Genomic DNA, 23,000 nt, shown 5'->3' with positions numbered 1-23,000 from the left:
GTAAAATCAAGGTATTAAATCCGAAAAGCATGACATCAGATCTTGTTCTCTACTCCGTTTCTGAACGTATAGCTACAGTGACGATTAATAGACCGGATAAAAGAAATGCATTGAATCCTGAACTGGTTTCCAAACTAACCGAAATTATGCTAACGGCTTCCGAAGATGACGCAGTTAAAATTATTGTTCTTAAAGCCAACGGAACTACCTTTAGCGCTGGAGCAGATTTGGCATACTTGCAAAAGCTTCAAAGCAACACTTACGAAGAAAACCTGGCAGACTCTGAAAATCTGAAGCGTTTGTTTACGACAATTTATTTTTTACCTAAAATTGTGATTGCACAGGTAGAAGGGCATGCGATAGCGGGCGGTTGTGGACTTGCAACAGTATGTGACATTATTTTTTCCGTCCCCGAAGCAAAATACGGTTATACCGAAGTTAAGCTCGGCTTTGTCCCGGCAATAGTTGCAAGTTTTCTGATAAGAAAAACTGGCGAAACACTAGCTAAAAGACTGTTAATGACTGCCGAACTTTTTGATGCCAACCAGGCAATGGAATTTGGCCTAATAACTTTTGTTGTAAACAAAGATGATATAGACACAAAGGTTAAAAATTTTGCTTTAAGTTTGTGCAATGAAGCATCCGCAAACTCGTTAATGGTAACAAAGCAACTTATCGGACAGACTAATAATCCGCTGCTGGAAAAAAGCTTAGCTCTTGCTGTTCAGATTAATGCGCGTGTAAGGGACAGTGCAGATTTTAAGCTTGGGGTTGCCGCATTTTTAAATAAGGAAAATATCAATTGGTAATTAAAAATAAAGAATATGTTTAAATCAATCAAAACCAGCGTTATTGCTATTATTTTAATTGGAACAGCTGTCATCGCGAAAGCTCAAAAAGTTATTGATCAAGGTACTTTAACTTATCAAATAGATTACATGCTAACCGATGAGCAAAAGAAAGTAATTGACCCTAGTGTTCTGCCAAGTGAAAGTAAAGTACGCTTTAACGGGAATATTTCAAAGGTTGAAATAGACATGGGTGCCGCAATGATTAAAGTTTTTACTGACGCCGCTACAAGCAATGCTATTGTATTGGTAGACGTGCCGATTATGCAAAAGCAATATGCAGCGAAAATGACAAAAGAGGATTTGGCAAAACAAGCGGGAAACTTAACATTTGGTGATTTTAAGCCAACTGGCGAGAAACAGAAGATCGCGGGTTATGAAGCTGAAAAATATAACTATACAGACAATACCGGTGCGGCCTACGAAGTTTGGATTACCCCTGCGCTTAAACTTTCATCGGGTGCAGTTCTCCCTACCTTTAGCAAGTTAAATGGTACTCCGGTGAAGTATACCATCAATCAGAATGGAATTAAAAATACGCTTACCCTAAAGAGCATTAAGGAAGAAAAGGTAGGTCCTTTTTCTCTTGAAGTTCCTAAAGGTTATGAAGTTACTACTATGGAAGCGCTAAACGCAATGCGTGGAGGAGGTCAATAATCTATTGTAATGAACAAGAGCTTCCTGTTTTTTTTAAGATATTTCTTATTCTGGCTCTTGTTTTTTACCGTTGATCGACTGTGTTTTTTATTTATCAACTTTAAATCAGTTTCGTCATTTCCGCTTACGGAGACTTTTGGTGTCTTTTACCATTCTTTGTTACTGGACATTTCAATGGTATCCTACCTAATCATTATACCAGCAATAGGTTTTATTTTTTGGCTAATACAGGGCAAGAAAGTAGTGGAAATGAAATGGTTAAGTGTATATGTGAAAACATTAGTTGTATTGTTTAGTATTATATCGGCAGTAAATTTTAATATCTACAGGGAATGGGGAAGTAAGATAAACGCTAAAGCACTAGAAGTTGCCTTTACCACACCGAATGAAGCATTAGCGTCAAGTGCCTCCTCTCCGATAGGGCTGTCTGTTGCACTAGTCATTTTACTCATCAGTACAGGATTTGTCCTTCAACGATACGTTATAATTCGAAACTTACAATTTGGAAAGCTAAACTTATTATTGCGCGTTGCTGCATCCTTAATCATCGTTGGCATAACCTTTCTATTCATTAGAGGTGGATTTTCTGGATCGCCAATCAACCAGAGCATGGCTTATTATTCAAAGGAACAGGTGCTAAATATTGCAGCCGTAAATACAGAATGGAACCTGTTATCCAGCGTTATTGCTTCTAAGAAGACTAAGTCAAACCCATATTTATATTTGCCGACCACAGCAGCTCGACAAGTCGTGGATTCGCTTTATCAGGTTAACAAAGACACAACCTTAAACATTCTTAACAATAGAAAACCTAATATTGTACTCTTCATTATGGAGAGTTTTACTGCGGATTTAACTTCGTCATTGGGTGGATTAAAAGACGTCACACCTGGTTTCGATTCATTAGCTAATGACGGTGTACTTTTCACCAATATATATTCATCTGGCAATCGCACTGACAAGGGGTTTATCGCTTCGCTGACAGGTTTTCCAACCCTTGCAAATGTAAATATTGTAAAATGGCCAGAAAAGACTGAAAAATTACCCTCCATTTCACGTACTTTATATAAAAAAGGCTACGCTAACTCTTTTTTCTATGGTGGCGAATCAGAATTCGATAACTACAAAGCATTTTTATTAAGCCACAACGTAGAAAAGCTGATAGACAGGAATGATTTTCATGGCGGACAAGTGACCAGTTGGGGGCAATTTGACGGAGTTGTTTTTAACAGACAGCTTAAAGAGATGGCAAGTGAAAAGCAACCTTTTTTCTCTACAATATTGACATTAACCAATCACGAACCCTTCAAAGTTCCTGGGAAACCAAAATTTGGTAATGCCGACAATGTTGCTAAGTTTAAAAGTACGGCCTACTATACCGATTCATGTATCCAAGCCTATTTGAAAGGCGCGGTAAAATATCCATGGTATAAAAACACGCTGTTTATTTTTGTAGCAGACCACGGACACGTATATCCAAAGAATAGAACGGATGTATTTGTCCCCGAGCGTTATCACATACCATTATTATTTTATGGGGAACTAATTAAAAAGGAATACCGAGGTAAGCATTTTGATATGGTTGGTAGTCAAGCCGACTTACCTGCCACTTTGCTTAGTCAGCTAGGTCTAGCTACTAAAGAATTTAACTGGAGCAAAAACTTATTCAATCCTAATGTCAGCCCATTTGCATTTTTTAGTTGGGATAACGGTATGGGGTTTATCAATAACCAACAATGTGTTACATTTGACAACGTTGGCAAGATGGTACTTTACAATAATAAAAAAGACAATACTTTACAGACGCAGCATTTGCTAAATAATGCAAAGTCCTATTTGCAAATGGCATATGAGCAATTTTTAAAACTTTAGAAATGAATATCAAGAAGACAGTAATTACACTTTGCATTTCAATCTTCGCCTTGCTGCCAGGTTATTTGAGTGCTCAAGATATTAAATGGGCGAAAGACGGCACTTCATACTACCTTGCTTCAGATGGTGAAATTGTCTCCATCACACTTCCCAAAAACGACAGGAAAACTATTGTTAGCCGTTCTCTTTTGGAAAGTGGCAGCAAGCCCATCTACAATATTAAGGACTTCCAGATATCAGAGGATGGTTTTAAAGTATTGATCTATACCAATAGTAAAAAGGTATGGCGACAAGAGACAAGGGGTGACTACTATGTTGCTGACTTAAAATCAAATAAACTAATCCAAGTTGGAAAAGATAAACCTGAATCTTCATTGATGTTCGCTAAATTCTCTCCCGATGGCAGCAAAATCGCGTACGTGAGTAAACACAACTTGTTTGTAGACGATTTAGAAAATAAAACTACAAAGGCTTTGACCTTTGACGGAAATGATAGAATGATTAATGGAACCTTTGACTGGGCTTATGAAGAAGAATTTTTTTGTCAGGATGGGTTTAGATGGAGTCCTGATGGACAATCAATTGCCTATTGGCAAATCGATGCGAGCAATACCAGAAATTTTCTAATGATTAACAATACGGATTCTATTTATTCTTACACCGTACCCGTAGAATATCCTAAAGTTGGTCAAGATCCTTCCTTATGCACAATTGGCGTTGTGAACATTGGTAATGCTATAACAAAATGGATCAAGGTTCCTGGTGATGCAAGACAAAATTATATCCCTAGAATGGACTGGATACCGAATACTAATGAGCTTATTTTGCAGCAAATTAATAGGGAACAGAATGTTAGTAAAGTATTTGTCGCAAACACTACAACGAACATGGTATCCAATATATTAACTGAAACTGATAAAGCTTGGGTTGAACCCATTAAACAGTGGGACTGGATTAACGAAGGCAAGGAATTTCTATGGGTAAGTGAAAAAGATGGCTGGAACCATTACTACAAAGTTTCGAAGGATGGAAAAAAACAATCATTAATTACAAAAGGAGATTATGATGTGATCGAGACTTCCTTGGTAGATGAAAAGGCAGGTTATTTATATTTTATGGCCTCTCCCACAAATGCAACACAAAAATACCTTTATAAAACTAAATTAAGCGGCGGAGGAAAATTAGAGATGGTTACCTCATCTGTTTTTTCTGGCACACATAGTTACGATATCTCTCCCAACGGTCTTTTTGCAAGACACACTTTTCAAAATGCCTCGGTTCCATTAATTTCTGAATGGATGAATTTCGCAACGCTAAACCCTCTTACCATGGAAGGAAGTTTGACAAATCAGCTAGGAAGAGTCAAAACTATCAAGAACAAAGTTGAATTCATAAAAGTAACCACCGAGGATGGTGTAACATTAGATGGTTGGATGAAGAAGCCGGACAATTTTGATCAAACTAAAAAATATCCAGTCGTATTTTATGTATATGGCGAACCAGCTTCGCAGACGGTAAAAGATATTTACGGTGCAGGTATGAACAATCTCTATAATGGTGATATGGCAAAGGATGGTTATATCTACATTTCCCTAGATAATCGTGGCACACCAGCTCCAAAAGGGCGGGAATGGCGTAAAAGTATTTATCAAAAAATAGGAACGCTTAACATACGCGATCAGGCGATGGCCGCAAAAAAAATATTGGAATGGCCTTATGTCGATAAATCTCGGGTTGCTGTTTGGGGATGGAGTGGCGGTGGATCAAGCACCTTAAATTTGCTATTTCAATATCCAGAAATATTTAAGACTGGGATAGCTATCGCTGCAGTAGCAAATCAACTTACCTACGATAATATTTATCAGGAGCGATATATGGGTTCACCATTGAAAACAACAGAAGCCTATATTAACGGTTCACCAATAACATACGCCAAAAATTTACAAGGAAACCTATTATATATCCATGGAACCGGGGATGACAATGTTCACTATCAAAACGCTGAACTCTTAGTTAACGAATTAATAAAGAACGGAAAGGTTTTTCAGATGATGGCTTATCCAAACCGTACACATAGCATTAACGAAGGATCAGGGACATCCCGTCACTTATCACTGACATATACTCAGTTTTTGCAAAAATATTGTCCGCCGGGCGGCAAATAGGATTAATGGCTCACAATTTGATTAGTCCCTATTATTACAATATGACATGCAAAATATTACCATTTTTTAGACATATACATGGCAAGTAAGACAGAAGGTCCGAGCAGACTTGGGAGAATGTTCCTAACCTTGTACGATGTTTTTCAATTTATCAGCAGATTTTTTAAAGAAGGTTTCTTGCCGCCATATGAAGGTAAAGAACTTTTAAAACAATGTTATGATATTGGTTATAAATCTCTTGCACTAATTTCTCTCACCGGGTTTATTACGGGCATTGTATTTACCAAACAGTCGAGACCTTCATTGGCTGAGTTTGGGGCTACTTCCTGGCTACCCTCTTTGGTAGGAATAGCGTTATTAAGAACTTTGGCACCTCTGTTGACATCATTGATCGCGGCAGGTAAAGTGGGTTCAAGTATTGGTGCCGAATTGGGATCAATGCGAGTTACTGAACAAATAGATGCTATGGAAGTTTCTGCAACAAATCCTTTTAAATTTTTGGTTACTACACGAGTGCTTGCAGCAACGATAACCATTCCCATACTGACATTCTATACTGCGATGGTTGGCATTCTTGGGGCCTTGCTTAATGTATCATTAAGTGAAGGAACTAGTGCAAAAGCATTCTTTCAGTCCTCCTTGGAATCGATTACCTTCTTAGATATCACAGCCTCAACAGTTAAAGCTATTCTTTTTGGATTTACAATAGGTGTAGTCGGCTGCTATCAAGGATACAATTCTTCTAAAGGGACAGAGGGTGTTGGGAAAGCAGCCAACTCTGCTGTTGTAATCGGTATGTTTCTCATTTTTCTGGAAGAGGTTGTTTCAGTCCAATTTTTTGGCCTATTTAGAACATAGTCATGCAGGAAAAAACGAAAACAACAACATCTGAGAAAGTCATCGAAATCCGAAGTCTTTATAAATCCTTTGGGTCATACGATGTTTTAAAGGGTGTTGACTTAGACTTATACAACGGTGAGAACCTGGTGGTTTTGGGTAAATCTGGAACCGGAAAATCCGTCTTAATAAAGATAATTGTTGGATTATTAATGCCCGATTCAGGAGAGGTAAAAGTATTGAATCAAGTGGTGGATACAATTACTTACAGGGACTTATTAGCTTTGAGATTAAAAGTTGGATTTTCCTTTCAAAATAGTGCGTTGTATGATAGCATGACCATTAGAGAAAATTTGGAGTTCCCCTTGGTGAGAAATCAAAAGCACTTAACTAAACCAGAGGTAAATAGCGCGGTTGAGGAGATGTTAGATGCTGTAGGTTTGTCTCAAACCATTAACCAAATGCCTTCCGAATTATCCGGAGGACAGCGAAAGAGAATTGGTATTGCCAGAACACTTATATTAAGACCAGAAATTATGTTATATGACGAACCGACAGCTGGTCTCGACCCAATTACTTGTATCGAAATTAACAGTCTAATAAATGAGGTGCAGGAACGTTTCCACACGAGTTCAATCGTGATAACGCATGATTTGACCTGTGCAAAAGCAGTTGGGAATAGAGTAGCGATGTTGCTGGACGGAAAATTTGAAAGACAAGGCACTTTTGAAGAAGTATTTAACACAAATGATGAACGGGTAAAACCGTTTTACGATTACAATTTTATTCAATAGATATTATGCAGGCAAAAGATAACCGCCGAGGAATTACAGTTGGGGCTTTTATACTTCTCGGATTAGTCATATTTGTTGTTGGTGTTTTCACTCTCGGCAGTCAAAAAAAGGCATTTGTAAAAAGTTTTACTGTGGACGTTGTGTTTAATGACATTCAAGGACTAAAAACAGGTAATAACGTTTGGTTTTCCGGTGTAAAAATCGGAACGATCAAAAAGATCCAGTTTTATGGTACTTCCCAAGTTCAGGTATTTCTTAACATCGAAGAAGAGGCTCATAAGTACATCCACAAAAATGCTACGGCAAGTATTAGTTCTGATGGTTTAATTGGAAATAAGATAATTGTCATAACTGGTGGTAGCCCAAAATTCCCATTTGTAGAAGATGGTGATCATTTGCAGGTCAACACTACCCTATCAACTGATGATATCATGAAAACATTCCAGGTAAATAACAAGAACCTGGTTGATGTAACGTCAGATTTTAAGCTTTTAGCGAGAGGACTGGTTGAAGGCAAAGGTACTGTTGGTTCGTTGCTGACTGATCAGCAAATTGCTGATGATTTTAAATCCATTGTGGTAAACTTAAAGAGTACTACTGCATCTGCGAATAAAATGGCTATTGAATTGGATAGATTTACTAAAACACTGAATACAAAGGGTGGATTGGCAGACAAATTACTAACAGATACGGCAGTATTCGCGAAGTTACAGAGCTCTGTTGAACAACTTCAGAAGACAGCGGGATCAGCAGCATTACTGACTGAAAATCTCAATAAAGCGTCAGGAAAACTTAACCAGAATGATAATGCTTTGGGTCTGCTCCTGAACGATCAGCAGACTGCGGGACAAGTCAAATCAATAATGAAGAATCTCGAAACTAGTAGCAAAAAGTTGGATGAAGATCTAGAAGCACTGCAAAGCAATTTTTTACTTAGAGGATTTTTCAAAAAAAGAGCGAAAGAAGAGGCTGTCAAAAAGGAGCAATAATTATCGAAAAGAGATCATAAAGCAGGTGCCTTCATCTAATTTGCTTTGCACAGTTACTTTTCCGCCCATTGCATTGATTTGATTCTTAGAAATAAATAGCCCAAGACCTTTTGAATCGGGCTGTTGGGTGAAGGTTTTATACATACCAAACAGTTGGTCGCCATACTTTTCCAGGTCTATGCCTATACCGTTGTCGCTAATTTTTAGTACAATTTGTCCATCTTCTTTATTTACACTTATATCCACAATGGGTATGCGCGTCGGGCTACAGTACCTTATCGCATTAAATATGAAATTAAATAAAATACTTTCAAGATATGCAGGGTTAAAGTAGATATTGATGTCACCCGGCACCAGATTTCTAACAGTTGTATTTTTAATTGAAATTTGCTCGTTTAATACATTTATAGTTCTATCGATGTACGATCTCAAGTTGAGATATTCCTTGATCTCATCAATATTTGTGTGGATGTTGACCACCTTATTCAAATTTAACAATGTTTCATTAAGCGTACCTGACACAGTTGTCATTAAACCAATCAGCTCTTTTCGTTCAGCCTCGCTTTCTGTCAATTCGATTAAGGCGCTTATTGCCTGAATATTGGAAGTATGCGATCTAAGGTTATGAGAAACGATGTATGAAAAGTTAAGAAGCCTGTTGTTTTGCTCAGTGACTACTTCAAAAGATTGCAACAAATCTTTCTGTGCCACGCTAACCATTTTCTGCAACTGAGCCGGCTTTTTTAAGAGTTCTGTTACTAACATACTGCAAAACAATGCTAAAATCAATCCGAATAGCATTGGATAAAGCAGTTGATAAAACACGTCTAATTTATTTTTGCTAATGAGATACAGTTTCCAATTACCATCTGGAAACACCACAGTCTCATATTCATGATCCGAGAAATTGACCGGTCCGTGCAGAAAAAATTCCTCTTTATTTGTTGTTATATTCTGTTTAGAAAACTGAAAATAAAATCTACTTTCAGTTTCTGTTGAGACGCCCGCATCTTTTAAAAAATTATCGAGCTTAATAACGATTGCAGAAAACCCCCAGAATTTATTATTCATATATATGGGTAGCCGTCCCACTACACCAACACCCCCTTGCCATAATTTATCAGGACCGATAAAATACATCCTCCTAGATTCGATGGCAGCATATGCTCTAAGAACATTGGCTGGATAGCCTTTAAATATATTGTATCCCAATGCACCTTCATTCCCTTTAATGGGATAAATATATTTTATTATACCATTTGGCACAAGTTGTAAAGCCTGATAATTAGAATTAGAGTCTAATAGCTGCCCAGATATCTTTTCAAAATTTTCTGGAATACCATTTGCATTTATAGTCAATGAGAGAGATAAAGCTGATGTGTAGCTGTTTCTTAAGGCTTGATCTATGTTCTGCTTAACAACATTCAATATGCTCAGCATTTCATGATGTTCATTTTCCTTGATAATTCTATACCGTTGGTTAGTAATTAGGGAGATGACAAGCAGCAATAAAAGCAATACAAATAAGCCGGCAACCCTAGGCTTATCGAGCAACCACTCAGAAATTTTAGAAAATCTTTTATCTCCTGCCATTGTTCTTATTTAATCCATTGCTCAAATCATTTTCATTTAACTCTATGAATGCTTAATATGATTTAATTACTTTTAGCAATATTAACGAATTACAATGATTATACTAGAAAACGAATTAGTCAAAACCACTTTTTCAATTAAAGGAGCAGAACTTCAGGAACTAATCTACAAACCAACCAATGAAAATTATCTTTGGAGCGGAGACAAAAATTTCTGGGGCAAATTTAGTCCAATATTATTTCCAATAGTTGGCGCACTGAAAGATGATACTTTCATTTTTGAGGATAAGAACTACCACTTAAATCGCCACGGTTTCGCTAGAGATAATGAATTTGATTTCTACAAGGTCAGCGATTCAGAAATTTTATTCACTTTTAAAGATTCTCCTGAAACTCTAACTTCATACCCATTTGAATTCCACCTTGGAATAAGATACAAGCTTGAGGACAATTGCCTTATCTGTAATTTTGAGGTATATAATCCCTCAAATAGTTCTAATTTACTGTTCTCAATTGGTGGTCATCCAGCATTTTCCGTGAAAACAGATAATGAAATTTCTTATCATGATTACTATCTAGACTTCGACCATGATGAAAAACTAACTTATCATAAGATCGATAAAGATTTGATCATGGATGATACCCATACCATTCAACTTGTCGATGGAAAATTGCCTTTAAAATATGAGCTTTTTCACCAAGATGCTTTGGTTTTTAAATCTCTAAAAAGCAATCACATCGTCCTGGGTAATTATAAAAATTCCAGGAGGCTAGATTTTAGATATGATGGATTTCCTTATTTTGGAATATGGGCTGCGAAAAACGCAGATTTCATATGTTTGGAACCTTGGTGTGGAATTGCTGACGCCGTTGATCACAATCTAAATTTATTGGACAAGGAAGGGATCATTTCTTTACAGCCCAATGAAAGCTTCTCAAGAAGCTGGTCTGTTACAATATCTTAACTCTACAGAACCTTCGCAATCCTTGTACTTGACGTATGGACGCTAAAGACTCCTAATGCGCCATTATTAAAATTTGACGGTGGGTTAGCAGGTGAGACTGGAGGCCCGCCTTCTCCTAAATTTTGCCCAAAACTGAAGAAGTAAGTATAGACACCTCTATCTATACATTGTAAGTCGAGTTCAATTGGATCACCGGGTAACAGGTCATTTAATTCATGATAAATCGTGTTTGACACCTTATTTCCGTCGTTAAAACGATCGTCACTAACAACATCTTCTACAACTTTTCCTTTGATAGTGAGCAGGTAACGATATTGATTTTGTATATCTTTTTGATCTTCAAAATTGGCGACGATATGTGTAGAAGTCTTACCGAAAAAAGAAACTTGTCTAAAATTTAAAGAGTCCAAAAAGACTTTTTGAGGCATGGAAGAAACCGCTGTATATTTTTGTCCATCCAATGTTACATCCAAAGTATAGCTTTGTCCGGATCTTCCACGAAATTTAGGGCTTTGATAAACACCAGGAGTGATTTCCGAAAAGTTAATAACACTGCCAAGTTGAGTCGTAACAATAACCCTGGCACCAGTAGCTGCATTGAATTTATTAGGTTCTGTAAAATTGTAGCTTCTTGAAATCCTGACATATTGGTTGTCAACTTGATCACTAATATCTCCATAAATAACAACTTTTGGTTCCGAGTCTTTAAGGTCTAATGTAATTACCTTTTCACAGCCAGATAGTAGTAAAAGCAAGCACAAGATTACAGGAAATGGATAAAAATAGTTTTTTTTCATTGATTAAAATTTAAAATTCCAAGTTACAGATGGAATGATACCAAACAAAGTAGTCTTAATAACTTGGGTTCTAGTGGCATCATCGGGGTCATCTTTGAAATCAATAGCGAAAGCATTTTGACGATTGTAAACATTATATATTCCAAAAGACCAACTTGATTGTAACCTTTTACCCGGCTTGGCTTCTAGTGTTGCTGAAATATCCATACGATGATACGCTGGTGTCCTGTACCCATTCTTTTCAGTGTAATAAAACGCAGTACGACCATTGATCTGGTATTTCCCACTGGGGTAAGTAACCGCATTGCCAGTATTATAAACAAATACGGAAGAAAAACTCCATCGCTTTCCAGGTTTGTAAATTCCAACTATAGAAAGATCATGCGTCCTGTCCTGTTTTGCATAAAACCAATTTCCCGCATTCAATTTATCAAAATTTCGCTCGGTTCGTGATAATGTATATCCTACCCAACCGTTAAATTTCCCATACCTTTTTTTAAAAAAGAACTCTACACCATAGGCTCTACCCTTGCCATAAAGCAGGTCGGCTTCTACGTTGCTGTTGCCCCGCAGATCAGTACCTGTTCTATATTCAATCTGATTCTCTAGAGATTTATAATATAATTCAACAGAAAACTCGTAGCTGTTGTCTAAAAAATTTTTAAAATAACCAGTTGATAGTTGGTCAGATAATTCAGGCTTTACATTGTTACTATTTAAAATATATACATCTGTAGGCGAAGTTGTAGTTGAATTAGACATCAAGTGAATGTGTTGAACATTTCTTGTGTAAGCTGCCTTTAAGGATGATGAACCGGTTAATTGATAACTGGCAGATAAACGTGGCTCCAAATATAAATAGGTTTTGATCACCTTCCCCTTTCCATAAGTTAAAGAACTTATTGTATTCCCATCTCCGTCATAATTCCTGTAAGTACCTGGTCCTAATAGGGAAAAGGAACTTAACCTTAAGCCGGAAACTACATTAAAACGGTCTGATACCTTCCATTCATCAGATACGTAGGCTGCCAATTCCATCCCTTTTCGTTCTTCTGTAGTAGTCTGGTTTATGCTTGAAGATTCACTTGCCGTCAGTTTTCCAGGCGAAATGGTATGGTGTATAGCATTGACACCGAATTTTAAGCTATTATTACTGCTGAGGCTATATTCGTAGTCCTGTTTTAAATTATAGTCTTTAATAGAGGAATTAACTTCAAAATTATTGACATCATTCTTATTTTGTATTACATAATTGTAGTTGCTGTAAATTAATGAAGTATTTGAAAAAAGCCTACTGCCATAAAGGTGGTTCCATCTTGCGGTGACTGTGGCGTTTCCCCAATTGAAACCGAAGGACTTGGAAATACCCAGCTTATCTCTCCCAAAGTATCCGGATAGGTAGAACGTATTCCGTTCATTTAGCCGGTAATTGGCTTTAGCATTAACATCATAAAAGTACAGCGTATTCCCTCTTATGGAACTGTCAGGAGAGAGTGCTAAAAAAGCATCAAGATAGGTCCGCCTGGCACTAATCATAAATGACCCTTTATCTTTTATGATTGGGCCATCAACCTTCAACCTTGAAGAGATCAGTCCTACTCCTCCTTCCACACCATAATTCTTTCGGTTTCCTTCGTCCATTCGTATATCCAGAACTGAAGATAAACGTCCTCCATATTGTGCTGGCATTCCACCCTTATATACGCTCAAATCCTTTATAGCATCCGAATTAAAAGTAGAGAAGAAACCCAATAAATGCGATGCGTTGTAAACAGGTGCCTCATCCAAAAGTATCAGATTTTGATCCGTTGACCCACCTCTAACATAAAAACCACTATTCCCCTCGCCGGCAGATTTGATTCCCGGTAGCAACTGAAGCGTTTTAAGAACATCTCGTTCCCCTAAAAGGACTGGAACTGAGCTGATCTCCTTAACATCAAGCTTTTGTAAACCCATTTGAGGACTGCTCACATTTTCGTCCTTCTTGGTTGAAGAAATAACAACCTCAGTTAGCTGATTGTTCTCGGCTAAAGCGAAGTTGAGCTTTTGATCTTTTTTAACAGTAATATTTTGCACTTGCGTTTTATAGCTGATAAAGCTAACAGAAATATCGTATTCTCCTTCAGGTAAATTAATAGCATAGAAGCCATAAGAATTGGTAATTACCCCTGTTTTTATGCGTCCGGATACTTGTACACTGGCACCGATCAAAGTTTCACCACTCCCTGCATCGCTAACAGTGCCGCTAATGGTATAATTACCTTGAGCAAAGGTAAATTTTGAAAAAAGCATTCCTATAACTAGTAAAAGGGCAACGCGTTGTATATTTGGCATGTATCGGGTATCTGTTGCAAAAATAGCAAAAGAAAAATCATTATCATCTAACCTCTGATGTTAAAACTTTGTAAGCCAAACTATGTTAGTAAACGATGGAACTGATCAAATTTACTGGCAAAGGTATTTATTGCAAGCAAGGAGATTTTTATATTGACCCGTGGCAACCTGTTAACCTTGCTGTTACAACCCATGGTCATGCTGATCATGTAAAATGGGGAAATAAAGCTTATTTATGCCATGAGCTGACAAAACCAATTTTAAACCAAAGGCTAGGATTTGATTTAAATATCGAAACCCTGCCATATAATAAAGAAATCTCCATTAATGGTGTTAAGGTGAGTCTATTTCCCGCGGGTCACGTAATAGGTTCTTCACAGGTGAGACTAGAATACAAAGGCCAGGTATGTGTTATATCTGGGGATTATAAGGTAGAATATGATGGTATCAGCACTGCCTTTGAGCCTGTTAGATGCCATACTTTTGTATCGGAAAGTACATTTGGCTTGCCAATATATAAATGGCAGCCACAGGAACTGATTTTCGATCAGATCAAAAGTTGGATATCGGAAAACCATGATAAAAATAAAACGAGTGTACTTGTCGCTTATAGTTTAGGCAAAGCACAACGATTGATCAAGGGGCTCGGTGGATTTGGGGACATTTATGTCCATAACTCCATAGCAAATTTGAATGAAGGATTTATTAAAGCTGGTGTTAGTTTGCCCGATACAATTAGAATTACCGCAGAAACAAAGAAGGACGAATTGCAAAAAGGAATAGTGATCGTACCCCCCGCACTTGCAGAAGGAAGATGGATTAAAAACCTGATCAACGGGGCAACAGGTGTTTGTTCCGGCTGGATGCAAGTTAGGGCGAGCAGAAGATGGAGAAGTGCGGATGCTGGTTTTGCATTGAGCGACCATGCAGATTGGCCAGGCTTAATTTCTGCCATAAAAGAGACACAGGCCCAAAAAGTTTATGTAACTCATGGCTTTACGGCTACATTTTCAAAATACCTGAACGAAATAGGAATAGCTAGCGAGGAAGTTAAAACCCAATACGGAAGCGAAGACGATTCCGATGAAAAAGAGCAAACATCAACATTATGAAGCGCTTTACTGAATTGATTCAACAGCTCGAGATGAGCAATAAAACCAACGATAAGATCGCCGCACTTGTAGATTATTTTAATGAGGCTGACGATCTGGATAAGCCTTTTGTAATTGCGATGTTTACTGGTAAAAGACCAAAGCGTCCTGTTAACACGTCATTAATCAGACAATGGGCTACCGAGCTTAGTGGAATACCTGAGTGGCTTTTTGCAGAGAGTTACCATAGCGTGGGCGATTTGAGCGAAACTATAGCATTGGTGTTGCCCCCACCTTCTAGAATTACCAACAGAAAACTTCATGAGTGGATAGATGACCTTGCCGCACTTCACGGAAAAGATGACGATATTAAAAAGAAATTTATCTTGGGATCCTGGGATAGTTTGGATACACAAGAACGATTTGTCTTTAACAAGTTGATATCAGGAAACTTTAGAATTGGTGTTTCTAATAAAATGCTTGTAAATGCTCTTGCTAAACAAAGCGATACTGAAGCTAATAAGATCATGCACAGCATAATGGGGAAATGGCACCCTAAGGATATTACTTACCAGGATTTGGTTGGAGGACTTCACGTGAATACCGACAATTCATGGCCCTACCCTTTTTGTTTGGCTTATGCGCTTGAGGTTGAGCCCGAAGCATTAGGTGAACCCGAAAAATGGCAGGCCGAATGGAAATGGGATGGAATACGTGGGCAAATTGTAAAAAGAAACGGAGAACTTTTTATCTGGTCAAGGGGCGAAGAATTGGTAACAGATCAATTTCCAGAACTGCATTTTCTTATAAATGAACTAGAAGACGGCACTGTATTAGATGGAGAAATACTTTCGGTAAAAGATGGGAATGTTCAGGCATTCAGCATCCTCCAGCAGCGCCTCAATCGCAAAACAATCAACAAGGCACAACTAAATGATGCTCCAATTGGCTTTTACACTTATGATTTACTAGAGCTAAAAGGTGAAGATTTACGGGAAAGCACTTTAAAAGAAAGAAGAGTTTTATTAGAACAGGTTGTGTCAAACTTGAAAACCAAAGACCTCGTATCGTTATCACCAATAGTCACATTTGATACTTGGCAGGAGCTTGCCCAACAACGGTTAGGAGCAAGAGAACTCAACAGTGAGGGCATAATGCTTAAGAAAATAGATTCACTTTACCATTCTGGAAGAAAGCGTGGCGATTGGTGGAAATGGAAAATTAACCCCTATACTGTGGATACCGTGATGATCTATGCTCAAAAAGGAAGTGGTCGCCGGGCAAATTTCTACACAGATTATACATTCGCTGTTAGGGATGGAGACAAGCTAATTACCGTAGCAAAAGCGTATTCTGGCTTGACAGATAAAGAAATAAAAGAAGTAAATTCGTTTGTATTGAAAAATGCTGTAGAGAAATTTGGCCCAGTCAGGACGGTTAAGCCTGAACTTGTTTTTGAAATTGCTTTTGAAGGAATTGCAGAAAGTAAAAGGCACAAGGCAGGCTTGGCTTTGAGATTTCCCCGTATAGCGAGATGGAGAAAGGATAAAAAGGCGGATGAAATCAATACGCTTGAAGATTTGCGTCAATTGTTAGCTTCTACCTTATCTACTTCTTAAAATGGGAATTGAAACAAGTAAAGGATACAAACAGGTGATGAAGTGGCTGAGAACCAGTCGCAAAAAGCCCTTCAAATTTCAAACAGATGCCTGGCAATATTACGCAGAGGGTTATAGCGGTTTGGTAAATGCCCCAACTGGTTTCGGTAAAACATTTTCGTTATTTCTGGCGGTTGCCATAGATGAGTTGAATAAAATGGAGGACTTAGAAAAGCTTTCAAAAAAAGACAAGGGAACAAAAAAAAAGTTAAAAGTTCATACGGGTTTAAAACTAATCTGGATAACACCGCTAAGATCTCTGGCAAAAGATTTGGCACGAGCCATGACTGAGGTTTGCACTGAACTCAATTTGGACTGGCATGTAGGGGTTAGGAATGGCGATACCTCGCAGAATGAAAAGCTAAAGCAAAAAAAACAAATGCCCGAAGTGCTAATCATTACGCCCGAAAGCATCCACTTGTTATTAGCCCAAAAAAGCACATTTAATTATTTTGAGCACTTGCAATGCATAGTTGCAGATGAATGGCACGAGTTACTCGGAAGTAAACGTGGTGTAATGGCCGAATTGGCCATATCAAGGATTAAGGGTTTGATAAATGATCAGAATCCTGAGCGACTACTTAGAATTTGGGGAATATCTGCCACTATCGGAAATATTGATCAGGCACTTGATGTTTTGGTTCCTTACGATGATCTACTGAAGATCATCATTAAAGCAGATATAGAAAAGAAAATTGTAATCAAATCTATCTTGCCAGATCATATTGATATGTTACCCTGGGCAGGCCATCTCGGGCATAAACTGGCAGACAAACTTCTCCCAATCATTTATAAAAGCAAAACTACACTGATATTTACAAATACCCGGGGGCAAGCTGAAATGTGGTACCAGACTTTATTAGCAAAGGATGAGAATTTGGCCGGACAATTGGCCATACACCATGGCTCTATTGATTTTGAATTGAGAAATTGGATTGAAGACGCTATTCATTCTGGTGTGCTTAAAGCTGTTGTAAGTACATCGTCTCTAGATTTGGGAGTCGATTTTAAACCTGTTGATACAGTAGTACAAATTGGCTCGCCTAAAGGGGTGGCCAGATTTCTACAGCGTGCCGGACGGAGTGGTCACTCACCGTATGAAACCTCAAAGATTTACTTTCTACCAACTCATGCCCTTGAACTTGTAGAAGCGGCAGCAATAAAAGAAGCAGCGAAAACGCAAAATATTGAGAGTAGAGAACCTATAGTTATGGCATTCGATACCTTAATTCAGTATCTGGTAACTTTGGCGGTAGGTGATGGTTTTGACGACCAAAAAATCTTTTCAGAAGTGAAGCAAACCCATGCGTTTAGAGAGTTATTACCGGAAGAATGGGATTGGATCATGAGGTTCATAACCACGGGAGGAGAAAGTCTTACTGCATACACAGAGTTTAGCAAAGTGACTAAAATTGATGGCCTTTGGAAAGTAGAAAGTAGACAAATTGCAATGCGGCACCGGCTACATATCGGGGCCATAGTAAGCGATGCGATGGTAAAGGTGAAGTACATCAGCGGTGGCTTTGTAGGGATGGTAGAAGAATCCTTCGTAGCAAGAATGAAACCAGGAACTAGTTTTACGCTGGCTGGAAGGGTTTTAGAGTTTGTGATGATCAAAGACATGATGGTACTTGTTAAAAAAAGTAAGCAAAAGACTGCAATGAGTCCAAGCTGGATGGGTGGCAGAATCTCGCTTACTGCCAACTTAGGCGTTATCCTAAGAAAAAAATACAACGAAACGCTTTATAAACAACATGACGATGAGGAACTGGATATCATTTTGCCTTTGTTTGAACGACAGGCAAAGGTTTCACATGTGCCTAAGGACGACGAATTTCTGATCGAATTGATCAACACAAGAGATGGATTTCATTTTTTTGCTTATCCTTTTGAAGGTCGGCAAGTTCATGAAATCATGGCTTCATTAATCGCCTATAGATTAGGTAAAATAAAACCAATCAGTTTTTCAATTGCTATGAACGATTATGGTTTTGAATTATTGAGCGAACAGCCCATCCCCTTGGATGAAGAGAATATCAAACAGCTTTTCACACCCGAAAATTTATCAGACGACATTATTGCCAGTATAAATGCCACAGAAATGGCAAGAAGAAAATTCAGAGACATTGCATGTATATCTGGATTAGTTTTTCAGGGATATCCGGGAAAATATGTTGCAAATAAACATCTCCAATCTTCCGCTGCGTTATTTTTCAACGTTTTTAGTGATTATGACAAACATAACTTATTATTGCGGCAAGCTTATGACGAAGCATTTTATCAGCAGATTGAGGAGCCAAGACTTGCAGCAGCTTTACACCGTATACAAGATAGTGAGGTTGTTATCGTTAAAACTGAAAGCTACACTCCTCTTTGTTTTCCGATAAAGGTGGACAGCTTACGCGACAATATGAGCTCGGAAGAACTAAGTCAAAGAATTGAAAGAATGACTGCTGAAGCAGACAAAAAAAGCTTGAAAAAAAAGAATGAACGTTAATTGCCGCGGAGAAGATTTATTTTTAAGTAAGGAAAAAGCAATTTATTGGGAAAAAAAGCAAATGTTGATCATAAGTGATCTTCACATTGGTAAGTCTGCACATTTTAGAAAATCAGGAATACAGGTGCCGGGCTCTGTTGGGCTAACGGATTTGCAAAGGCTCAGTTCTTTAATAGATGAATTCAATCCTACTACATTGTTGGTTACTGGTGATATGTTTCACAACAAGATTAATAGTGACGCAGAGGCTTTTCTAGAATGGAGAAATGGCAAGAGCGATCTAAAAATCATACTAATTAAAGGTAATCATGATGAGCTAAAGACTAAAGATTATGAGGCTTTAAATATCGAAGTACATGCTAAAGAATTAATTGTAAAACCCTTTAGATTTATACATGATAAGCCTAAAATCTTTGATGAATTTTTTAATATCTCTGGCCATATACATCCTGGAGTGGTGTTACATGGAAAAGCGAAACAGCGACTAAAATTCCCCTGCTTTTATTTCAATGAAACTTGCGCTGTACTTCCTGCGTTCAGCGTGTTCACAGGGCTTTTTTTAATTAAACCAGAAGGGGGCGATCGGTTCTATGCCATTACCCCACAGAAAGTTATTGAGGTCTAGTTAAGCTGATTGCTGAGACTAACGATCCAATCATTAAACATGCCTTGTTCAATTTTAATCACCACCTCTGCGTGCTTTTCCCAATCCGGAGAAAAAGATCTCAGCTGATTCAGCATTTCCTCCAGGTGACCTTCTTCTTCCAATATGATAGATTTCACAGTTACTTTACTTTGCGCAGCGCTGAGAACTTCCTGATAAACGGGATACAATTCATCCGCACGAACTTCGATAGCGTAGGTTACGAAAAGATATGCTGCAAACTTGAGCTCATACCCCCTCAGGTTAAAATGCTTTTTTAAGTATCTGCATACTGATACATCCAGGGCATTTAAGTAAAATTTGGTATTATTAGGGGTAAGAAGCTCTTCATTAGTGTAGGTCTTGCATAATCCTCCGTCAAGTTTATCAAGTTGTTTTTTCAGGTAATAAGCATGCCGATGTTCCTCAGCCGCATGCTTTAAAATAATGAGGTTAACATTTTCTTTGTGCTCCGAAGCAGATATTTTTTTAGCCCCAGCATTTTCCATGTACGATAGCGTATTTAACCACTTGGCGTGTAAAATATTATCAGCAACTATATTTTCTAAAATTGGTTTGATTAGCATATTATAAATCGTTTAACGACTGTAAAATAGTTTGGTAAATATAATCCAGTTCTTCATCAGTGATGACATAGGGAGGTAAAATATAAATGATATTACCTAAAGGGCGGAGTATTATGCCTTTGTCCAAAAAATACAGGTACAACTTATTCCTAAATTCACTCAAGTATGATGTACCGGAAGTTGTGTGCCACTCCATCACTAATATCGTACCTGTTTGCCGCACTTCCTTTAGCCTTTCATTTCCCATAATTTGTTCGGCAAAAGCTGCATGCTTTTTACTGATGCGCCGTATATTTTGGAGGGTTTGTGGTTCAAGTAATATATCAAGACTCGCTAAGGAAGCAGCAATACTCACAGGATTCGCGGTGAAAGAATGTCCATGATAAAGTGTTTTAAGTTGATCATCACTCAGAAAAGCTTCAAATATTTTGGCATTACAGGTAGTGATTCCCAACGGCATAGTACCGCCTGTTAATCCCTTAGAAAGGCAAAAAATATCAGGATGATGTTCTAGCGCTTCGCAAGAAAAAAACTTTCCCGTACGCCCAAATCCAGTCATAACCTCATCTGCGATGGTCAAAATTCCATGCTTTTGGCAAGTAGCCAGGAGCTGGTCTAAATGTTTGGCTTGATACATAAGCATACCCCCTGCACCAAGTACCATAGGTTCGAAAATAAAGCAAGCCACCTCGTTAGACAAATAGTCTATGCGAGATTTCAACTGCTCTATATTTTGCTCGTTTGGAAGGTCAATGAACTCAACATCAAACAACAAGGAATTGAATGGATCTGTAAATATGCTACGACCACTTACTGACATTGCGCCAAAAGTGTCACCATGGTAGGCTTCTTTAAATGCCAAAATTTTGGTTCTTGGAATTTTCGTAACGTTACTCCAGTACTGAAGGCACATTTTAAGCGCAACTTCTACTGCTGTAGATCCATTATCACTGTAAAAAACTTTTTCTTGCTTACCAGGTAATAACGGTAATAATCTTTCTGCAAGCAAAACAGCAGGTTCGTGTGTAAAACCGGCGAATATGACATGTTCAAGCGTTAAAAGCTGTTTTGAAACTTGTGCTGCAATGTGTGGATGCGAGTGCCCGTGTATATTAACCCACCAACTTGAGACTGCATCAATATATTTTTTACCTGATTCATCGTATAAATAAACTCCCTTTCCACCAATAATTGGAATGTTCGGCAAGGCATTCTTCATCTGTGTATAGGGATGCCAAATTACATTTTTGTCTCTTTCCTGTAAACTCATCATGCACGCTGTTTTGTTAATAATTCTATAACAGTTTTATCCGTTTTAAAGGTAACATCGTCGGTATTGAGTTCATTCAAATTTACCCACCTAAATGCCTGCGAATTACCTTCATCAAAGTCGAAGGCCTGAATTTTAAACTTCATTGGGAGCGCATGAAGTGCTTTTACCAAATAATAAATACTAATGATTTGGCTATCATTGAAGGAAGATTGTTCATAGAAATCGGTCGTGTAAAAATGACGGGTAACTTCAACTCTTGTATCACACTCTTCAATAAATTCACGCTTTAGGGCATCAATTAGCCCCTCACCCAGCTCAAGACCACCTCCAGGAAATTTACTAAATATTCTTCCACCCGATTGCTCATCACTAATCAGGATTTGGTTATGTTCGTTGATAAGTATGCCGTAAACCCTTACGTTAAAATAACTCATTGGTCAAAGTGTTTTTGATTTTTTGTGGCATTTTCGATATTCCATTTTATTTCACTGTTAAATGGTTCTGACCTTACCGGACAGGCTTTCATCCTACAATAGTTACAGCAGGCAGGTAAGCATGGGTCGGTATGAATAAATAATTCCGTTTGATGCCCAGTATTTCCATTTACCATTTTATCAATATCAGAAACCTCATGATGCACTTGGTTGAGGTCGAAATAGTATGGCAAGGTAACATGGCAGTCGACATGAAGGTCTGCTCCATACTGCTGCGCTCTTAAATTGTGTACATCAATCCAGGGGTCGCGTCTGTTGTCCTGTAAAACTGTGATGATATCCTTAACGATGTCAGTATTACTTTCGTCCATTAACCCACCGATAGAGCGCCTTGTGAGTAAATATCCATTATAGATAATATACACACCTAGTATAATGGAGATAACGCTGTCTAACCAGTATAAATGGGTAATCTGGATAAGGATAATCCCAATCACCAATCCTGCACTCGTTATTGCGTCAGTAAGTAAGTGTTTCCCATCGGCCTCAAGCGTTATTGATCTATATTTTTTGCCCGCATTGATCAGATAATATCCGATCACTAAGTTTATGATACCAGTAGCACCAATTATTGCAGCGCCTTCAAATAATTGAAAAATAGGCTTTGGAAATATTAGGTCGTATGAAGACTTCAAGATAATAACAACGCCAGCAATACTTATTAACGTACCCTCTAAAAATGCAGAGAAAAATTCCACTTTACCATGTCCATACGGATGATTGGTATCTTTAGGTAAGGTTGCTAAGTATATGCTGTAGAATGCGAATGAGCTGGCAAGCACGTTTACAATACTTTCCATAGCATCTGTAAGGATAGCATTGGAATGAGTAATAAAATAAGCTGCAAATTTTGCAAGCATGAGCAGTATGCTAACGCATAAGGCAAGTAGTATTGCTTTCTTTTTTG

19 protein-coding genes are annotated in these 23,000 nt (G+C 38.0%); 12 read left to right on the top strand and 7 right to left on the bottom strand.

From position 1 onward, the window contains the following. Positions 1-29 precede the first annotated feature (29 nt). From ACXZ1K_RS12360 to ACXZ1K_RS12330, 7 genes are all read left to right on the top strand, one after another. Entirely contained in the window at positions 30-809 is a 780-nt protein-coding gene (locus tag ACXZ1K_RS12360) for an enoyl-CoA hydratase/isomerase family protein (protein ID WP_458969972.1), read from the top strand. Between the two features lie 15 nt (positions 810-824). Beyond that, the gene (locus tag ACXZ1K_RS12355) at positions 825-1,505 is read left to right on the top strand and encodes a DUF4412 domain-containing protein (RefSeq protein WP_458969971.1); all 681 of its coding nucleotides are present in this window, start codon (positions 825-827) and stop codon (positions 1,503-1,505) included. Positions 1,506-1,514: 9 nt separating this feature from the next. Next, the gene (locus tag ACXZ1K_RS12350; protein ID WP_458969970.1) at positions 1,515-3,377 is read left to right on the top strand and encodes an LTA synthase family protein; all 1,863 of its coding nucleotides are present in this window, start codon (positions 1,515-1,517) and stop codon (positions 3,375-3,377) included. Positions 3,378-3,379: 2 nt separating this feature from the next. After that, positions 3,380-5,542, top strand: a complete 2,163-nt coding sequence (locus tag ACXZ1K_RS12345) for a S9 family peptidase (protein ID WP_458969969.1) — start codon at positions 3,380-3,382, stop codon at positions 5,540-5,542. Between the two features lie 78 nt (positions 5,543-5,620). After that, positions 5,621-6,400 carry an MlaE family ABC transporter permease gene (locus ACXZ1K_RS12340; protein ID WP_458969968.1) on the top strand — a complete coding sequence of 260 codons (780 nt, stop codon included), beginning with the start codon at positions 5,621-5,623 and terminating at the stop codon, positions 6,398-6,400. Positions 6,401-6,402: 2 nt separating this feature from the next. Continuing rightward, positions 6,403-7,173, top strand: coding sequence for an ABC transporter ATP-binding protein (locus ACXZ1K_RS12335; protein ID WP_458969967.1), 771 nt, complete (start codon positions 6,403-6,405; stop codon positions 7,171-7,173). 5 nt (positions 7,174-7,178) lie between these two features. Next, entirely contained in the window at positions 7,179-8,162 is a 984-nt protein-coding gene (locus ACXZ1K_RS12330) for an MlaD family protein (RefSeq protein WP_458969966.1), read from the top strand. Here the strand turns inward: ACXZ1K_RS12330 and ACXZ1K_RS12325 are convergent, their stop codons facing one another. Next, on the bottom strand, positions 8,163-9,755 hold the full coding sequence (locus tag ACXZ1K_RS12325) for an ATP-binding protein (RefSeq protein ID WP_458969965.1): 1,593 nt from the start codon (positions 9,753-9,755) through the stop codon (positions 8,163-8,165). 94 nt (positions 9,756-9,849) lie between these two features. On the opposite strand from ACXZ1K_RS12325, the gene ACXZ1K_RS12320 reads away from it, so the two are divergent. After that, positions 9,850-10,719, top strand: coding sequence for an aldose 1-epimerase family protein (locus tag ACXZ1K_RS12320; RefSeq protein WP_458969964.1), 870 nt, complete (start codon positions 9,850-9,852; stop codon positions 10,717-10,719). Positions 10,720-10,721: 2 nt separating this feature from the next. Here ACXZ1K_RS12320 and ACXZ1K_RS12315 read toward each other — a convergent pair whose 3' ends face one another. Beyond that, positions 10,722-11,516, bottom strand: a complete 795-nt coding sequence (locus tag ACXZ1K_RS12315; protein ID WP_458969963.1) for a DUF4249 domain-containing protein — start codon at positions 11,514-11,516, stop codon at positions 10,722-10,724. A 3-nt stretch (positions 11,517-11,519) separates the two neighbouring features. Beyond that, a complete protein-coding gene (locus ACXZ1K_RS12310; protein ID WP_458969962.1) occupies positions 11,520-13,808 on the bottom strand; it encodes a TonB-dependent receptor in 2,289 nt (762 codons plus the stop codon). Positions 13,809-13,945: 137 nt separating this feature from the next. On the opposite strand from ACXZ1K_RS12310, the gene ACXZ1K_RS12305 reads away from it, so the two are divergent. The 4 genes from ACXZ1K_RS12305 to pdeM are packed head-to-tail and all read left to right on the top strand — an operon-like array spanning position 13,946 to position 19,721. Further along, entirely contained in the window at positions 13,946-14,962 is a 1,017-nt protein-coding gene (locus ACXZ1K_RS12305; protein WP_458969961.1) for a ligase-associated DNA damage response exonuclease, read from the top strand. Beyond that, a complete protein-coding gene (locus ACXZ1K_RS12300) occupies positions 14,959-16,560 on the top strand; it encodes an ATP-dependent DNA ligase (RefSeq protein ID WP_458969960.1) in 1,602 nt (533 codons plus the stop codon). The genes ACXZ1K_RS12305 and ACXZ1K_RS12300 overlap by 4 nt, the downstream gene beginning before the upstream one ends. Position 16,561: 1 nt before the next feature. Then, a complete protein-coding gene (locus ACXZ1K_RS12295; RefSeq protein WP_458969959.1) occupies positions 16,562-19,096 on the top strand; it encodes a ligase-associated DNA damage response DEXH box helicase in 2,535 nt (844 codons plus the stop codon). Then, positions 19,086-19,721, top strand: a complete 636-nt coding sequence (gene pdeM / locus ACXZ1K_RS12290) for a ligase-associated DNA damage response endonuclease PdeM (RefSeq protein WP_458969958.1) — start codon at positions 19,086-19,088, stop codon at positions 19,719-19,721. Before ACXZ1K_RS12295 ends, pdeM begins: the two co-directional genes overlap by 11 nt. On the opposite strand, the gene ACXZ1K_RS12285 is transcribed toward pdeM, so the two are convergent. From ACXZ1K_RS12285 to ACXZ1K_RS12270, 4 genes are read right to left on the bottom strand one after another with little or no spacing between them, the layout of a single operon-like run. Beyond that, positions 19,718-20,326 carry a hypothetical protein gene (locus ACXZ1K_RS12285; RefSeq protein ID WP_458969957.1) on the bottom strand — a complete coding sequence of 203 codons (609 nt, stop codon included), beginning with the start codon at positions 20,324-20,326 and terminating at the stop codon, positions 19,718-19,720. The two genes, pdeM and ACXZ1K_RS12285, sit on opposite strands and share 4 nt — an antisense overlap. A gap of 1 nt (position 20,327) precedes the next feature. Beyond that, on the bottom strand, positions 20,328-21,596 hold the full coding sequence (bioA, locus tag ACXZ1K_RS12280; RefSeq protein ID WP_458973252.1) for an adenosylmethionine--8-amino-7-oxononanoate transaminase: 1,269 nt from the start codon (positions 21,594-21,596) through the stop codon (positions 20,328-20,330). Beyond that, positions 21,596-22,033, bottom strand: a complete 438-nt coding sequence (locus tag ACXZ1K_RS12275; RefSeq protein WP_458969956.1) for an NUDIX domain-containing protein — start codon at positions 22,031-22,033, stop codon at positions 21,596-21,598. Before ACXZ1K_RS12275 ends, bioA begins: the two co-directional genes overlap by 1 nt. Next, complete coding sequence (locus ACXZ1K_RS12270; RefSeq protein ID WP_458969955.1) at positions 22,030-22,953, bottom strand: cation diffusion facilitator family transporter; 924 nt, start codon at positions 22,951-22,953, stop codon at positions 22,030-22,032. The genes ACXZ1K_RS12275 and ACXZ1K_RS12270 overlap by 4 nt, the downstream gene beginning before the upstream one ends. Positions 22,954-23,000: the final 47 nt, after the last annotated feature.

It is taken from the genome of Pedobacter jaeyakensis, assembly GCF_054461315.1.
Note: the sequence above shows the minus strand (reverse complement) of the source record. Positions and strands in the feature narration are given on the sequence as shown.